Origin of the sequence: Allotamlana fucoidanivorans, assembly GCF_045788535.1 — a bacterium.
GTDB lineage: Bacteria > Bacteroidota > Bacteroidia > Flavobacteriales > Flavobacteriaceae > Allotamlana > Allotamlana fucoidanivorans.
On sequence record NZ_CP074074.1, the window covers coordinates 1,373,996 to 1,389,906 of the forward strand.

General features: G+C 34.5%; 12 protein-coding genes and 1 pseudogene. 12 read left to right on the forward strand and 1 reads right to left on the reverse strand.

Annotation, left to right across the window (positions count from 1 at the left end; all coding sequences use genetic code 11):
- The first annotated feature begins 17 nt into the window (after window positions 1-17).
- The 11 genes and pseudogenes from hppD to KFZ70_RS06405 all read left to right on the forward strand — a co-directional run bounded on the left by hppD (window position 18) and on the right by KFZ70_RS06405 (window position 11,924).
- The gene (hppD, locus tag KFZ70_RS06355) at window positions 18-1,178 is read left to right on the forward strand and encodes a 4-hydroxyphenylpyruvate dioxygenase (protein ID WP_139695964.1); all 1,161 of its coding nucleotides are present in this window, start codon (window positions 18-20) and stop codon (window positions 1,176-1,178) included.
- Between the two features lie 199 nt (window positions 1,179-1,377).
- Window positions 1,378-2,163, forward strand: coding sequence for a DUF3108 domain-containing protein (locus tag KFZ70_RS06360; RefSeq protein WP_139695961.1), 786 nt, complete (start codon window positions 1,378-1,380; stop codon window positions 2,161-2,163).
- An 8-nt stretch (window positions 2,164-2,171) separates the two neighbouring features.
- Complete coding sequence (locus KFZ70_RS06365; protein ID WP_139695959.1) at window positions 2,172-3,089, forward strand: tryptophan 2,3-dioxygenase family protein; 918 nt, start codon at window positions 2,172-2,174, stop codon at window positions 3,087-3,089.
- Complete coding sequence (locus KFZ70_RS06370) at window positions 3,047-4,390, forward strand: peptidoglycan DD-metalloendopeptidase family protein (RefSeq protein ID WP_139695957.1); 1,344 nt, start codon at window positions 3,047-3,049, stop codon at window positions 4,388-4,390. The genes KFZ70_RS06365 and KFZ70_RS06370 overlap by 43 nt, the downstream gene beginning before the upstream one ends.
- Window positions 4,391-4,392: 2 nt before the next feature.
- Window positions 4,393-6,012 carry a glucose-6-phosphate isomerase gene (gene pgi / locus KFZ70_RS06375; protein WP_139695955.1) on the forward strand — a complete coding sequence of 540 codons (1,620 nt, stop codon included), beginning with the start codon at window positions 4,393-4,395 and terminating at the stop codon, window positions 6,010-6,012.
- A 179-nt stretch (window positions 6,013-6,191) separates the two neighbouring features.
- Window positions 6,192-6,545 carry a carboxypeptidase-like regulatory domain-containing protein gene (locus KFZ70_RS06380; protein WP_317128513.1) on the forward strand — a complete coding sequence of 118 codons (354 nt, stop codon included), beginning with the start codon at window positions 6,192-6,194 and terminating at the stop codon, window positions 6,543-6,545.
- Between the two features lie 12 nt (window positions 6,546-6,557).
- A pseudogene (locus KFZ70_RS06385) lies at window positions 6,558-6,851 on the forward strand (TonB-dependent receptor plug domain-containing protein); the annotation flags it as partial.
- A 123-nt stretch (window positions 6,852-6,974) separates the two neighbouring features.
- The gene (locus tag KFZ70_RS06390; RefSeq protein WP_407516204.1) at window positions 6,975-8,780 is read left to right on the forward strand and encodes a TonB-dependent receptor domain-containing protein; all 1,806 of its coding nucleotides are present in this window, start codon (window positions 6,975-6,977) and stop codon (window positions 8,778-8,780) included.
- An 11-nt stretch (window positions 8,781-8,791) separates the two neighbouring features.
- Complete coding sequence (locus KFZ70_RS06395) at window positions 8,792-9,964, forward strand: hypothetical protein (protein ID WP_139695953.1); 1,173 nt, start codon at window positions 8,792-8,794, stop codon at window positions 9,962-9,964.
- A 70-nt stretch (window positions 9,965-10,034) separates the two neighbouring features.
- Window positions 10,035-11,387, forward strand: coding sequence for an endonuclease (locus KFZ70_RS06400; protein WP_139695951.1), 1,353 nt, complete (start codon window positions 10,035-10,037; stop codon window positions 11,385-11,387).
- Window positions 11,388-11,483: 96 nt separating this feature from the next.
- Window positions 11,484-11,924 (forward strand): hypothetical protein, encoded by a 441-nt coding sequence (locus tag KFZ70_RS06405; RefSeq protein WP_139695948.1) that lies wholly within the window; start codon window positions 11,484-11,486, stop codon window positions 11,922-11,924.
- Between the two features lie 3 nt (window positions 11,925-11,927).
- On the opposite strand, the gene KFZ70_RS06410 is transcribed toward KFZ70_RS06405, so the two are convergent.
- A complete protein-coding gene (locus KFZ70_RS06410; RefSeq protein WP_139695946.1) occupies window positions 11,928-12,977 on the reverse strand; it encodes an endonuclease/exonuclease/phosphatase family protein in 1,050 nt (349 codons plus the stop codon).
- Between the two features lie 123 nt (window positions 12,978-13,100).
- On the opposite strand from KFZ70_RS06410, the gene KFZ70_RS06415 reads away from it, so the two are divergent.
- A complete protein-coding gene (locus tag KFZ70_RS06415; RefSeq protein WP_139695944.1) occupies window positions 13,101-15,902 on the forward strand; it encodes a TonB-dependent receptor in 2,802 nt (933 codons plus the stop codon).
- Window positions 15,903-15,911: the final 9 nt, after the last annotated feature.

The window sequence follows — 15,911 nt, forward strand, 5'->3', positions numbered from 1 at the left end:
TATTAAAAATTTAAAAAATGAGTAAAACAATAAAATCAGTAAACTACGGTTTAGAAAAAATATTTCAGGGTGCTCAGGATTTTTTGCCCTTATTAGGAACCGATTACGTCGAGTTATATGTTGGTAATGCAAAGCAATCGGCCCATTTTTATAAAACAGCCTTTGGGTTTCAGTCGTATGCCTATAGAGGTTTAGAAACTGGCTCAAAGGAAGCCGTGAGCTATGTGCTTAAACAGGATAAAATAAAATTGGTTTTAACGACCCCTTTAAATAGTCACTCGGAAATCAACAAGCATATTGTAAAGCATGGTGATGGCGTAAAAGTAATTGCCTTATGGGTTGAAGATGCCAGAAAAGCTTTTGAGGAAACTATAAAACGTGGTGCAAAAGTTTATATGGAACCTTCGGTTGAAAAAGATGACTTTGGAGAAGTTATTAGGGCTGGTATTTATACCTACGGAGAAACGGTTCATATGTTTGTGGAACGAAAGAATTACTATGGCACATTCTTGCCAGGTTTCATATTATGGGAATCAGACTATAAGCCTGAACCAGCAGGTTTAAAATACATCGATCACATGGTGGGTAATGTAGGCTGGGGACAAATGAATACTTGGGTGAAGTGGTATGAAGATGTTATGGGGTTTGAAAATTTCTTATCTTTTGATGATAAACAGATCCATACCGAATATTCAGCATTAATGAGCAAGGTTATGAGTAATGGTAATGGCCGTATAAAATTTCCAATTAATGAGCCGGCAAAAGGAAAGAAGAAATCTCAGATTGAAGAATATCTCGATTTTTATGAAGGAGCTGGTGTGCAACACATTGCGGTTGCTACAGATGATATTATAAGTACGGTGTCGCAACTAAGAGCGCGTGGCGTTGAGTTTTTGTCAAAACCACCAGAAGCCTATTATAAAGCTGTTCCTGGACGTTTAGAAGAACATAGTCATCAACTACAAGAAAATATTGAAACCCTTAAAAATTTAGGTATCATGATTGATGCCGATGAAGAAGGGTATTTATTGCAAATTTTTACAAAACCCGTTCAAGATAGACCTACCTTGTTCTTTGAAATTATTCAGCGTATGGGCGCTAAAGGTTTTGGGGCTGGAAATTTCAAAGCCTTATTTGAGTCTATTGAACGTGAGCAAGCCAACAGAGGTACTCTATAATTTTTATAAGTGTTTATAAGACCTGCTATGCATTTTAGCAGGCTTTTTTTATTTTGTTATTGAAGAATCCTAACATAACTATAACGTTTTATAGTCTAGCTACTATAATAAAATTTATATTTTTGGAACAGTAATTGTAATTTCTAATTGAACAATAACTTGTAACAAATAGAGTTACTATGAAATTACATATTTAGCTATGAAAAAAATTATATTCATATTTTTTGTTTTAATTACCGCACAGTGTGTTGTGGCGCAGCCAGAAGAATCAGCATTTGATACGGGTGAATGGTTCAAATTCAGAATGAGCTATAGCAATTGGTTAAAAGCGGGTAATGCAACACTAACTGTAAAAGATGCGAAGTATAAAGGGAAGGATGTATATCATGTTGTAGGTAAGGGGTGGACCACTGGTATGATTAAGTGGTTTTTTAAAGTAAAAGATAGATATGAAAGTTTTTTTGATAAGAAAACCATTTTACCGTATAGGTTTATACGCGATATTGATGAAGGCGGGCATACCAAAAATTTAGAAATTGAATTTGATCAAGAGAACAACAAAGCTTTTGTAAACAATTTAAAGTATAACACACAAAAAACACTTGATACGAAGCCTAATATTCAAGATATGGTATCTACGTTTTATTACCTGAGAAATAATTTAAAAACAGATGCTTTAAAGATTGGTGATGAAGTACGTTTAGATATGTTTTTTGATGAAGAAAACTACGGGTTCAAATTAAGGTATCTTGGAGAAGAAACAATAAGCACCGAGTTTGGAAAAATTGAATCGTTAAAGTTTAGGCCATATGTTATGGCAGGCCGCGTTTTTAAAGAAGAAGAAAGTTTGACGCTATGGGTTTCAAAAGATAAAAATAAGCTACCTTTGCGTATTAAAGCAGATTTGGCGGTAGGGTCTTTAAGGGCAGATTTAGAGGCCTTTAAGGGGCTAAAGCATCCTTTTAAAATAGTAGTAAAAAATTAGTAAGTCTTTTGAACTCCAACATTTCAAAAAAATTAAAGGAAAAGTATGAAACCATTGACCAAGATGTTGATGTGCATCTAGAGGGGTTGTTGCATAGTAAGCCCATTAATTACTGGGATTACATACATACTGATGCGCTTTTAAATCTTCAAATTCAACGTACCAATTTCCCTGATGAGAAGGTATTTATCATGTATCATCAAATTTCAGAGTTACTTTTTAAGATGATTTTGAGTGAAATTGAACAAGTGGCTAGAGCAGAAATTCTTGAACCAGAGCTATTCACTGATAAAATAATGCGTATTAGTCGCTATTTTGATGTCTTGACTTCTTCATTTAGTATCATGAAAGATGGTATGGATATAGAGCAATACAACAAGTTCAGAACAACGCTCACACCGGCAAGCGGTTTTCAAAGCGCTCAGTATAGAAAAATCGAGTTTTCGTCTACAGAACTAATCAATCTAATAGATAAACGTTTTAGAGATACTATTGATAGGAATTCGTCTTATGAACATGCTTTTGAACATTTGTATTGGCAGGCTGCAGGTAAGGACTTCGAAACAGGCAAAAAAACATACACTTTAACAGCTTTTGAACAACGCTATAAAGAAGAATTTATTAGATTTACAAAATTTTATCAAAATAACAATTTGTGGAGTAAATTCAAGGGGTTATCCAAAGAAGCTCAAAGGAACAGAGCGTTGATAAAAGCCATGCGCCATTATGATTTTACGGTGAATATTAAATGGGTTATGGCACATTATAATACGGCAAATCATTATTTAAATATTGGTGGCGAAACAGCCGAAGCCACCGGAGGAAGTGAATGGGTAAAATATATGCACCCAAAATATCAAAAAAGAATATTTTTTCCAGATTTATGGACAGAGAAAGAAAAAGAAGCGTGGGGAACAAATATATAGTAGTACTGTTAGTAACGGCTGTGTTGTTTGCAGCCTGTAAGGAAGAAGTAAAACAAGAAGGCGTTAAAGAAGATATTGTTGCTGTAACCGAGAAACCAAAAGAAACCTTTGAATTTGGTTTTAAGTTAAATGATTATATTGTAAAACGAGACACTATAAAACGTGGCGATAGTTTTGGTGAGATTTTAGAACGAAATAATGTAGGTTACCCTAAAATATTTCATATTGCTGAGAGAGCCAAAGATACCTTTGATATTAGAAGGCTTCAAGTAGGGAGACCCTATACGCTTTTATGCTCTAAAGACTCCTTAGAGTTACCACAATCTTTTATTTATCAGCCTAATCTTGAGGAATATGTGGTTATAAACTTCAAAGATTCTATACATGCCTATACCAGTAGAAAGCCAATCACTTATGTTGAAAAAACGGCTACAGGTATTATAAATAGTAGTATTTCTGAAACCCTTGAGGAGAAAGGCTTAAGTCCGAGATTGGCATTTAAGTTAGCGGATGAAATTTATGCTTGGACTATTGATTTTAGACGCCTTCAAAAAGGAGATCGATTTAAGGTTATTTATACCGATAAATATATAGATGATACCATTTATACAGGAATCCATAATATAAAAGCAGCCTTTTTTGAACATAACAGTGAACCTTTTTATGCGTTTGAGTTTGAAACGGATTCAGTTAAAGGTATTGTCGACTATTTTAACGAAGAGGCTAAAAACTTACGAAGAGCCTTTTTAAAAGCTCCGGTAAAGTTTAGTCGCATTTCTTCACGTTATAACTTGAAACGCAGGATTGCGGTTTATGGGTATCGGGTAAGAGCTCACAAAGGAACCGATTTTGCGGCACCTATTGGCACGCCAATTATGGCTACAGCAAATGGCACCGTAACAAAGTCTGAACGCCGAGGCGGTAATGGTAATTATGTGAAAATTCGCCATAATGCCACCTACGAAACCCAATACCTTCACATGAAAAAGCGTAAGGTTAAAGTGGGAGAGTTTGTAAAACAAGGTGATGTGATAGGCTGGGTTGGTATGACAGGTAATACAGGAGGCCCTCATGTATGTTATCGTTTTTGGGTAAATGGCAGACAGGTAGACCCGTTTAAGCAAAAATTGCCAGAAGCTAAACCTATTTCAGATTCTTTAAAACTAGAATATTTAAATTTCATTCAACCTATAAAAAAACAGTTAGATAGCATTCCTTTTGATTCTATAGATGTTATAGATGAATCTATAGAAGTAGCACTTGAAGAGCAGAATAATTTAATATCACAAAATACCCATTAAGCATGGCACTACCAACTATTAACCCTACAACAACTAATGCGTGGAAAAAGTTACAAGCACATTTTAAAGAAGTAAAAAATGTACACATGAAGGATTTATTTGCTCAAGATGCTTCAAGAGCAGACAAATTTACCGTGGCTTGGGACGATTTTTATGTAGATTTTTCAAAAAACAGAATTACCGAAGAAACCTTGAAGTACCTTCTGGAGTTAGCTGAAGAAATAAAGCTAAAAGAAGCTATTACAAGTCAGTTTTCAGGTGAAATTATCAATCAAACAGAGGGTAGAGCGGTGTTGCATACGGCACTAAGAGCTCCAAAATCAGCCGAATTTAAAGTCAATGGTGAGAATGTCATACCAGAGGTTTATCAGGTAAAAGAAAAAATTGAAGCCTTTACTAATCAGGTGGTGAATGGTGAACTTAAAGGGTTTACAGGAAAATCATTTACAGATGTTGTCAATATAGGTATTGGTGGTTCAGATTTAGGACCAGCTATGGTGGTTGATTCACTTCAATATTATAAAAATCATTTAACTACACATTTTGTTAGCAATGTTGATGGTGATCATGTTAATGAGGTTATAAAAAAATTAAACCCCGAAACGACTTTATTTGTAGTGGTTTCAAAAACATTTACCACCCAAGAAACGCTTTCTAATGCTAATACACTAAAAGATTGGTTTTTAAAATCAGCTAGCCAAGAAGCTATTGCTAAACATTTTGTGGCGGTATCTACAAATATTGAGAAAGTAAAAGATTTTGGAATCGATGAAAACAACATTTTCCCAATGTGGGATTGGGTTGGTGGACGTTTCTCGTTATGGAGTGCCGTTGGTTTAACCATCAGTTTAGCGGTTGGCTACACTAATTTTGCCAGTCTTCTTGAAGGGGCAAACAAAATGGATGAACATTTTAAAACAGCGAATTTCAATTCCAATATTCCAGTTATACTCGCTCTAATTAGTGTGTGGTATAATAACTTTTTTAATGCCGAAAGTGAAGCCATTATTCCGTACTCACAATATTTGAATCAGTTGGCAACCTATTTGCAGCAAGGTATTATGGAGAGCAATGGTAAAAGTGTTGATAGAAACGGACATCCTATTGATTACCAAACAGGAACTATTATTTGGGGAGAACCGGGAACCAATTCACAACATGCCTTTTTTCAATTAATTCATCAAGGAACAAAATTAATTCCAGCTGATTTTATTGGATTTGCCCAGTCATTACATGGCAACCAAGATCATCAAGATAAATTAATATCAAACTTTTTAGCGCAAACTGAAGCTTTATTAAACGGAAAAACCGAAGCTGAAGTCGTTGCAGAAGGGACGAAAGAAAGTATTATTCCATTTAAAGTTTTTAAAGGCAACAAACCTACAAACACCATTTTTATTAAGAAGCTGACACCTGAAAGTTTAGGGAAACTTATCGCTATGTATGAGCATAAAATATTTGTACAGGGTATAATTTGGAATATTTTTAGTTATGATCAGTTTGGAGTGGAGTTAGGAAAGCAATTAGCAACAAAAATTTTACAAGAATTTAATGGTAAAGTTGCAAATCAGCATGATTCTTCAACAGCTAATTTATTGAGATATTACAAAAAAATGTCTTGATGAAATATCAAATACCTTAAAAAGATATTACATTAATACTGTATTAATAAAAAGAGCGTAAATATTCAATGTTTACGCTCTTTTTGCTTTTAGATACATGTTAAATTTGTTAACGTTTGCTTAATATGTAATGCCAAATAATATGTACTTTTGCTGCGACTAATTTCAAATAATTAATTATGAAAAAAACTATTAATTTTCTTTTAATTACCGCAGTGCTAATGTTTTCGGCAGTTGCCATGGCACAAAGTACTGTTTCGGGTACAATTTTAGAGGCAGGAAGTAATATTCCACTTCCAGGTGCTAATATTATTGAAAAAGGAACTTCAAACGGGGTGACGTCTGATTTTGACGGAAACTTTACAATTAAAACAAATGAAACATCAGGAGAACTTGTTATTACCTTCATTGGGTATAACTCAGAAACCATTCCATTTTCAGGAGATGTTGCGTTAGGAAACATTGTTTTAGAATCAAGTCAGGTAGGTCTTGAAGAAGTTCAAATTATTGCATCTGTTGCGGTAGACAGATAAACGCCTGTAGCTGTTTCTACAGTTAAAGCAGCCGATATAGAGTTGAAACTTGGAACTCAAGAGTTCCCAGAGATTTTAAAGTCAACACCAGGAGTGTATGCCACAAAACAAGGTGGAGGGTACGGTGACGGAAGAATTAACCTTAGAGGTTTTAACTCGGAGAATGTGGCTGTTTTGATTAATGGTATTCCTGTAAATGATATGGAGAATGGTCGAGTGTTCTGGAGTAACTGGGCCGGATTAGGAGATGTAACCAGCCAAATGCAAGTACAAAGAGGTTTGGGGGCATCTAAATTAGCAGTTCCTTCAATTGGGGGTACCATCAATATTGTTACAAAAACTACCGATGCAGAAGAAGGAGGAAATGTTGCAACCACCATTGCAAATGATGGGTATTTGAAATATGGTATGACTTATTCAACAGGTTTAATGAAGAATGGTTTTGCGGTTACAGCGTCTGCAGCAAGTACAAAGGGAGATGGTTATGTGGATGGAACACAGTTTTCAGGAGTTTCTTATTTCATAAATATTTCAAAAGAGATTAATGATAACCATAGTTTATCTTTTTCTGCTTTTGGAGCAAAGCAACAACATGGTCAAAGACAAAACAGACATTTAATTGAGACATTTAAGAATAGTGAGCGAGGCAGAAAGTTTAACTCAGATTGGGGTTATAAAAACGGACAAGTAACCTTTCAAGAGGATAATTTTTATCACAAGCCTCAAATTTCCTTAAATCACACCTGGAATATTAATGAAAAAACCTCGTTGCTTTCATCTGCATATGTTTCATTCGGAACAGGAGGTGGCGGAGGCTGGAGAGGTGTAAATAAATTTACCTTCAACGAAGCAGATGGTAGTAGCCCTTACAGAACTGGCTTATATGGGCCTATAGATTTTGATTTGATCTCGGCTGAAAATGAAGCTAGAGGAGCCGAAGGCTCTGAAACCATATTGAGGGCGTCAAGAAATGATCATAATTGGTATGGGCTTTTGTCAACCTTAAAAACTGATTTAACGGATGACTTAGTGCTTTTAGCTGGTTTAGATTTTAGATCTTATAAAGGAATCCACTTTCAAGAAGTAACAGATTTACTAGGAGGTCGATATTTTTTAGATAATGGTAACGAAAACAATCCTAACAATCCAGCTGGAGTGGGTGATAAAATCAATTATTATAACGATGGTAAAGTAGGTTGGTTAGGACTTTTTGGTCAACTAGAATATGACATTAATGAACATTTTAATGCATTTATATCTTTAGCTGGCTCAAATACATCGTATCAACGAATAGATTACTTTAATTATTTAGATTCAGATCCGCTGCAAAAAACCGATCGCTATAATTTTGCTGGGTATAGTGTAAAAGGAGGAGCGAACTACCGTTTTGGTGGAAATCATAATGTGTTTGCTAACCTCGGGTATTTTGAAAGAGCCCCGAATTTTGATGCTGTATTTTTGAACTTTAGTAATGATAACATTAATGCCGATGCTCCTAATCAAAAGATTTCTAGTGTTGAAATTGGTTATGGTTTTAGAGGAGAAAAGTTTTCGGCTAATTTGAACTTATATAGAACATTTTGGAAAGATAGAACAGAGATTGCAAGTTTTCAGCAACCTGACGGAACGCGCGCTGCAGCCAATATCTTAGGTGTAAATGCTATTCATCAAGGAATCGAGTTAGATTTTGTATACCGAGTATCCAATAAATTTAATATTACAGGAATGGCTTCTTTAGGTGATTGGAGATGGGATAAAGATGTTTTAGGTGTTCCTATTTTTGATGAGGATCAAAACCTTATTGATGTTGTAGATATTTATATCAAAGATTTGCATGTTGCCGATGCAGCGCAAACTACAGCAGCTTTAGGTTTAGATTATAGACTAGCTCCAAAAACAAGAATTAATTTAGATTATAATTATTTTGGAGACATCTATGCGGAATTTGACCCTAGCGACCGACAAGAACCAGGGCCAGACGCATGGAAAATGCCTAATTATAACCTTTTTGATGTAGCGCTTACTCATGGTTTTAAATTTGGACCTTTTGATGCAAGTATTACTGGTAGAATAAATAACTTATTCGATTTAGAGTATATTTCAGATGCTCAAGATGGCAGAGCAGTAGGTAATCCTGGTGATCCTGACTATATTCCTGGATCTTCGGCGAGAGTAGCAAGAGTTTATTATGGTTTTGGAAGAACCTTTAGTGTAGGAGCAAGGCTTAATTTTTAAAAAAAAAGAAGATGAAAAATTTATTTAATTATGTTATGATTATTGGGTTCATTCTTGTTGGATGTAATCCAAATCAAGATATTTATGATGAAATTGCTTTAAATGCAAAGCCTATTTCTGGTGATGTTGCGTATACTTTAACTGAAGAAGATTATACCGAAGAATTAGAACTACGATTTCCAAATTTTGGTTCTGAAGATGAAGCTAAAGAGTTAATTCCAATTCTTCTAGAAGACAAATATCCTGCTTTAAAAGACGGATCAAGTGCATTCATTACCTATGCTTTATATTCACCTAAAAGAGAAGAGAGAAGTTTAATTAGATATACAGTCTCTAATGAAGATTATGCTGCTCTTGGTCATACTTTTGGGAATTTTGATAGAGAGTCAGAAATTATAGAGTTCTTAGAATATAAATACCCTAATCCAGAGGATAGAGTTTTAGTGTCTTTAACGTATGATTTTTATAATGGAAGTACAAATACATTAAATACAGGATACTTATTTATTAATGATACTTGGGAGGAAATGATTAGCTTTTCTGACGATGAGTATACCCTAATGGGAGAGCGTTTTCCAAACTTTTCAAATGAGGATGAAGCTACTTTAAAAACGGCTATTATTTTAAAAGATAAGTTAAAATTTGATGGTTATGAAGCAGGAGATATAGTGGGTACGATGTACAAACTATATACTACAGATGTAGATGACCTAGATGAAGATGGTAGAACGGATGACAGTACCACGTATAGTTATGTGAAGTATTTTATTTATGATGGTGAAAATTGGTCTGAATATAATGATGTTATCAATCAGGTATTACAATTTGGATACGATGGCGAACAGGATGCTTGGGTACCAGATAATACCATAAAATATACTCTGGTTGATGAAGATATATCTTTTATTTCAAGTACTTTTATTGATAAATATCCGGGACCAGCAGATAATGTAGGGTTTTTTGGAAGCTTTGATAGAAGATCGAGTAGTAGTAATTACTGGAATGATGATATGTTACTAGAAGCATTTTCTGCTTTGTTAAACAAAAAACAACCTGAAGCTGAGGAAGGTCAAAAATATGTTTTAACTTATGTTGTTTATACTGGTGCGACAGGTACCGAGAGCATGAGTTTAATTAAAGCAAAAAATGATTCAGGAGAATTAGTTTGGAAGGTAAATAAATAAAAAAAGTGTTCAGCATATTTAAAACCACCTTGATAAGAGGTGGTTTTTTAAATTTCAATAAATTTATTAAATGAAGTACTTTTTAGGTTTATTTAGTTTAATTTTTATTCTAGGGTGTAGTTCAGAAGGAAATGATTCAGTTCCCAAACCAGAACCTGATCCAAATGGTGTACCTATTGCTGTGGATGATACAGCAAACACTACAGAAAATGATGTAGTCGTTATAGGCGACTTACTTTCAAATGATACCGTATTGGATAACGCCCGGATTACAAGCTTTGATATAACAACAACCCAGGGCGGTACAATCACTGACAACAGAGATAATACCTATACGTATACGCCGCCAGCTAATTTTGTAGGAGAAGATACATTTACGTATACCATTTGTGATAGGGACGAAAAACCCGATTGTTCAACAGCAACAGTGACTATCACCGTTACAGATGCAGGTAGCCCTTTAGCCGAAGATGATACTGTAAAAGTGCTTGAAAATAGCACCAAAGTGCTTACTATCCTATTGGATAACGACAATTTAATGGATGGTGCCATGTTATCAGAAGTTGATGGAACTTCTTCACAAGGAACCGTTGTGCGTAATGCTGATGGAACTATAAGCTATACAGCTAAGTCTGGATTTACAGGTTCAGATACCTTTACCTATACTATTTGTGATAATGACACCCCAAATCCGTCCTGTGATACCGCTACGGTACATGTTACGGTGGTTACAGGACTAAGTTTTAATATTGCTGCCGAGGTGTCTGATTATTATAGTGGTGTTATTTTTTCTGAGGATGCAGATTTAATGTTTGAGGAATTAGAAGCCCTTACAAAAAATAAGCATACCACCATTTTGTCTTACGGAGAGCGCCATAATTATTTGTATGATGCCGACAAAGATTTAAATAATGATGATAATGTTATCTTGATGTATACAGGTGAAAGTAGGTATTGGAAAGAATATACTTCTGGTACAAATGCTTATAGCCCGCAAACATTCAATACAGAACATATATACCCACAATCAAGATTATCTGCCAATGATGCGGTAACAGATTTACATCATTTAAGATCTTGTGATGCTAATGTAAATGAAGAGCGAAGTAATTATCCCTATGTAGATGGCTCTGGGAACAATCAAAAAATTGGTGAGGTTTCCTGGTATCCTGGAGACGAATGGAAAGGTGACGTAGCAAGAATGGTTATGTATTTGAATATCAGATATGGTGAAACGTTTGTAAAAGTTGGAACGCTTGAATTATTCTTAAAATGGAATGTTGAAGACCCTGTATCTGACTTTGAAAAGCAACGTAATCAAGTTATTTTTGGTGCGCAAGGTAATAGAAACCCATTTATTGATAACCCTTATTTAGCAACATTAATTTGGGGCGGCAATACAGCTGAAAATACGTGGAAATAATCTTAGGATAACAAAACATAACAGCCGCTTTTTTTTAAGGTGGCTTTTTTTATCTTTTTAATTATTACATTTGTCAAGAATAAAAAAAGATGCTTCATGTATAACATTGTAAAAACACTTCACTCGTATTGGGCTTACTTCGTTTTAATCGTTTTAATTATTGCAACGTTTAATGCCATTATAAAAACATTTACAGATAAAGAATATGAAGCAAATGATTTCAGAAAATCGTTATTTACCTTAATCGTTTCACACATTCAGTTACTTATTGGATTAGTGTTGTATGTGGTATCACCAAGATTACAATTATTTGGCGAAGTGGGTATGGGAGGTATCATGAAAGATGCTGTAAATAGACTGTATTTGGTTGAGCATCCTGTTATTAATATTCTGGCTGTAGCTTTGATTACTATTGGGTACTCAAAACATAAAAAGAAGCTAACCTCAAATGCCAAACTAAAAACAATAGCTATATTTTATTCTATAGCCTTAGTTTTATTTTTATCAAGAATTCCTTGGAATACTTGGTTAGGCTAGGTATTAGTCGCTCACCTTTTTTATCAAATGTATGTAAACGGGAAAGTGATCACTGTACCCGTTATTAAATCCGTTATCAGAAAAACTTCTTAATGGATAGCCTTTGTAACGCCCTTGATTGTCAATAAGGTAGTTTTTATTGTATATTCCCGATTTGAAGTATTGGAAAGAACTAAAATCTTTTTCAAGTAAGGGTTTGCTTATCATAATTTGGTCAAACAGGCTCCAAGCATCTCTGTAGGCGGTAGTGCCTAGTCCGATAGTATAAAGTTTATAAAATGGATTGTATAGATGTCTTATTTTTAGATTGTTGCGATTCTTTTTTGCATTGAGTATGTTTTTTATGCTTTTGTTATTGGGGTTGTCATTGAAATCGCCCATAATAATCACTTTAGCATAAGGATCAATACTTTGAAGCGAATCCGTAAGGTGTCGAGTTAGTTTAGCGGCCGATATACGCCTTGGTTGGCTTTTAGTTTCTCCACCACGTCTCGATGGCCAATGATTCACTAAAAGATGTATCTTGTCACCATCTAATTGACCACTCACTAATAATTGATCTCTAGTATAAATTGGCTCTTGCTCATCATCATAAAGCTTAAGGGTATGATGACTAGAATGTGTTGGTGTGAAAATATGTTTTTTATATAATAAAGCTACATCAATACCTCTGGCATCTGGAGAATCAAAATGTATAATCCCATAGTTTTTATCCTTCAGAAAATCATTTGAAATTAAATCAATTAAAACATCTTTGTTTTCAATTTCGCAAACACCAATAATGCTCGGGCTATTTTTAGTAAGCTCAAAGCCAATATCAGAAATCACTTTAGCCATATTACTTGTTTTCTTTTGATAGATTTTTGAACGATTTGATTCTACCTCCATAATGGGGCTGTATTCATCAAATTTTCTGGGATCATTAATGGTGTCAAATAGGTTTTCAAGGTTGTAAAAGGCTATAGTATGAATAGAATAAGAATGATTTTGCGCTTTTAAAACGGCTGAAATACAAAAGAAAATGAGAGCGAAATAAAATTTATAACTATACATAAATAGAAACAATAGGGTGTTTTTGTCCTACAATACGCTATCAAATGTAGTATATTATTTTAAATAAATTTAATTTTGTAATTAATAACTTACTTTTTATATTGTAGCTATCTAAATCTCAATATGAAGAAAGCCTTAGTCCTTTTATTTGTTACCCTAAGTTGTGTTAAGGTTGCGGCGCAACAAACGCTTATAAAAGGGAGTGTTTTAAATGCGGTGTCTTCAAAACCTATCACAACTGTGGTTGTTGAATTGGAAGGTACCAACTTGAGCGTTACAACAAATGAACAAGGTCTGTTCGTTTTTGATATGCATGTACCCTTAGGAGAACAAGTAATTAAACTATCAAAACTTGGCTATGTAACAAAACGCTATCCTATTGTGGTAAATGAGGGAGAATTGGTCACCATTTTTGATATGATATTAGATCCAGATAGGTCAAGTACTGATGATTTGTTTGTTATAACCCTATCTGATGATGAATTGAATGATGATACTAGTGGTGCAGATAATATGGCTGGGTTACTGGCATCATCTTTGGATGTTTTTCAGAGAACAGCAGCGTTTGAATTTAGCGCATCATTTTTTAGGATGAGAGGTTTAGACTCCAGAAATGCTTCGGTTTTAATTAACGGCATTGAAATGAATAAAGGTTATAATGGACGACCGCAGTGGAGTAATTGGGGTGGGATTAATGATGTATTGCGCAACCAAGAATTAACCTTAGGGTTAGCACCATCAAATTACAATTTTGGCGGCGTTTTAGGCACCACAAATATTAATGTTAGGGCGTCTCAGGTAAAATCGGGAGGGGGCATAACCTATTCGTCTTCCAATAGAAGTTATACAAATCGAATTATGGCAACGTACGCTTCAGGATTACTAAAAAATAACTGGGCGTATACCATTTCCTTGGGCAGACGCTGGGGCAATGAAGGATATCAAGACGCTACCTCATACAGCTCAAACTCGTTTTTTACATCGGTTGAAAAGAAGTTAAGTGATCAGCATAGTTTGAATATAACAGCTATTTATACACCAAATAAACGAGGAAAGTCTTCCCCAAATACTCAGGAGGTGTATAATATAAAAGATATTAAATACAACGAATATTGGGGTTTGCAAAATGGTGAAAAGCGTAATTCTAGAATTAAAGAGGTAAATGAGCCTGTGTTTATACTTAACCATAATTGGAATTTAAATAGTAAAACATCTTTAAATACTAATGTGGCTTATCAATTTGGAAGTTTAGGTAATAGCCGACTTGATTATAATGGAACCGATTTAGTTGATGGGATTCCACAGGGGGGTGGCTCAAATCCAAGTCCAGCCTACTATCAAAAACTACCAAGCTATTTTGAAAGAAATTATCCTGATAATTTAGAATATGCTTATTTGGCACTCAAGCTATTTCAAGCAAATGGTCAGATTAATTGGGATACAATGTATAATGCCAATATTAATAATGCACAACAAGGAGGGAACGCCATATATGGGCTTTATGAAGATAGAGTTGATGATACGCAACTAACTGTTAATTCCATTTTCAATAAAGATATTAATGCAAATATCAGAGTAAATGCTGGAGTTAATTACAAATCATTACTGTCTAAAAATTATGCCCATGTATTAGATTTACTTGGTGCTTCAACCTATCTAGATATTGATACTTTTGCCAATACTATTGATGAAGCTCAAAACGATTTGCGTAACCCTAACCGATTGGTAATGGTTGGTGACAAATTTAAATACCACTATAATATTACAGCCAATAGTTTTGATGGCTATGCACAAGGCTTATTTACCTATAGTAATGTAGATTTCTATCTTTCAGGAAGTATAAACCGTACACACTATCAAAGGGAAGGGCTGTATCAAAATGGGGGTTTTCCTAATAATTCGTTTGGTCGAGGTAAAAAACTGGCGTTCACAGGTTTTGGAGGCAAGGCAGGGCTAACTTATAAATGGACTGGCAAGCATGTATTCAATGTTAATTTAGGATATATAAATCGCGCGCCAACTATTCAAAACACCTATTCAAATGCTCGAGAAAACCATAATATAGTACCAAATATTACCACTGAAAATATTTCTTCTGTTGATGGAAGTTATATTTTCAGATCGCCTTTTGTTAAAGCTAAATTAACAGGGTATTTCACAAAAATTACCAATGCCAATGATATTGCATTTTATTTCGCTGATGGCGTGGGAGGTGACAATGCTATTTTTGTTCAAGAAATTTTACAGGGTATTGATAAAAAGTATTTTGGAGCCGAATTAGGAGTAGAGGCACAAGTTACCACAACCATAAAACTTAAAGGCGTTGCAGCCCTAGGTCAGTTTACTTATAATAATAACCCTAAATTATATTTAACAACAGAACCTAGTGATGACGCTGAAGCCGCTGGCTTTGTAAATGGAATCAAAGATTTTCGAGAAACTAAGTTGAAAAATTATCGTTTGTCAAATGGTCCGCAAAATGCTTATGCTTTGGGTTTTGAGTATCGGGATCCTGAGTATTGGTGGTTTGGGGCTACTGTCAATTTTTTCACAAATACGTATTTAGATGTAAGCCCTTTGAAGCGGTCATCAAATTTTAATACTGATTTTGATGGCAATGTGTTTAATGATTATGATGAAGATCTGGCAAAACAATTGTTACAACAAGAACGGTTTGATGATTATATGGTAGTGAATCTTGTTGGAGGGAAATCATGGAAAATAGGAAAGTATTATTTGGGCTTATTTGCAAGTATAAATAATGTACTTGATGAAGTATACAAAACAGGAGGTTTTGAACAAGGTAGAACGGCAAACTATAGAGAATTAAGAGACGATAAAGCTTTAACAACGCCGGTTTTTGGACCCAAATATTGGTACGGTAGAGGAACTACCTATTTCTTGAATCTTAATCTTAGGTTTTAAAACTATGAT

Bases quoted from the DNA above. Each gene is read 5' to 3' on its own strand.
- hppD (WP_139695964.1), top strand. From the start codon at position 18: ATGAGTAAAACAATAAAATCAGTAAACTACGGTTTAGAAAAAATATTT.
- KFZ70_RS06360 (WP_139695961.1), top strand. From the start codon at position 1,378: ATGAAAAAAATTATATTCATATTTTTTGTTTTAATTACCGCACAGTGT.
- KFZ70_RS06370 (WP_139695957.1), top strand. From the start codon at position 3,047: ATGGACAGAGAAAGAAAAAGAAGCGTGGGGAACAAATATATAGTAGTA.
- pgi (WP_139695955.1), top strand. From the start codon at position 4,393: ATGGCACTACCAACTATTAACCCTACAACAACTAATGCGTGGAAAAAG.
- KFZ70_RS06380 (WP_317128513.1), top strand. From the start codon at position 6,192: ATGAAAAAAACTATTAATTTTCTTTTAATTACCGCAGTGCTAATGTTT.
- KFZ70_RS06390 (WP_407516204.1), top strand. From the start codon at position 6,975: ATGAAGAATGGTTTTGCGGTTACAGCGTCTGCAGCAAGTACAAAGGGA.
- KFZ70_RS06395 (WP_139695953.1), top strand. From the start codon at position 8,792: ATGAAAAATTTATTTAATTATGTTATGATTATTGGGTTCATTCTTGTT.
- KFZ70_RS06400 (WP_139695951.1), top strand. From the start codon at position 10,035: ATGAAGTACTTTTTAGGTTTATTTAGTTTAATTTTTATTCTAGGGTGT.
- KFZ70_RS06405 (WP_139695948.1), top strand. From the start codon at position 11,484: ATGTATAACATTGTAAAAACACTTCACTCGTATTGGGCTTACTTCGTT.
- KFZ70_RS06410 (WP_139695946.1), bottom strand. From the start codon at position 12,977: ATGTATAGTTATAAATTTTATTTCGCTCTCATTTTCTTTTGTATTTCA.
- KFZ70_RS06415 (WP_139695944.1), top strand. From the start codon at position 13,101: ATGAAGAAAGCCTTAGTCCTTTTATTTGTTACCCTAAGTTGTGTTAAG.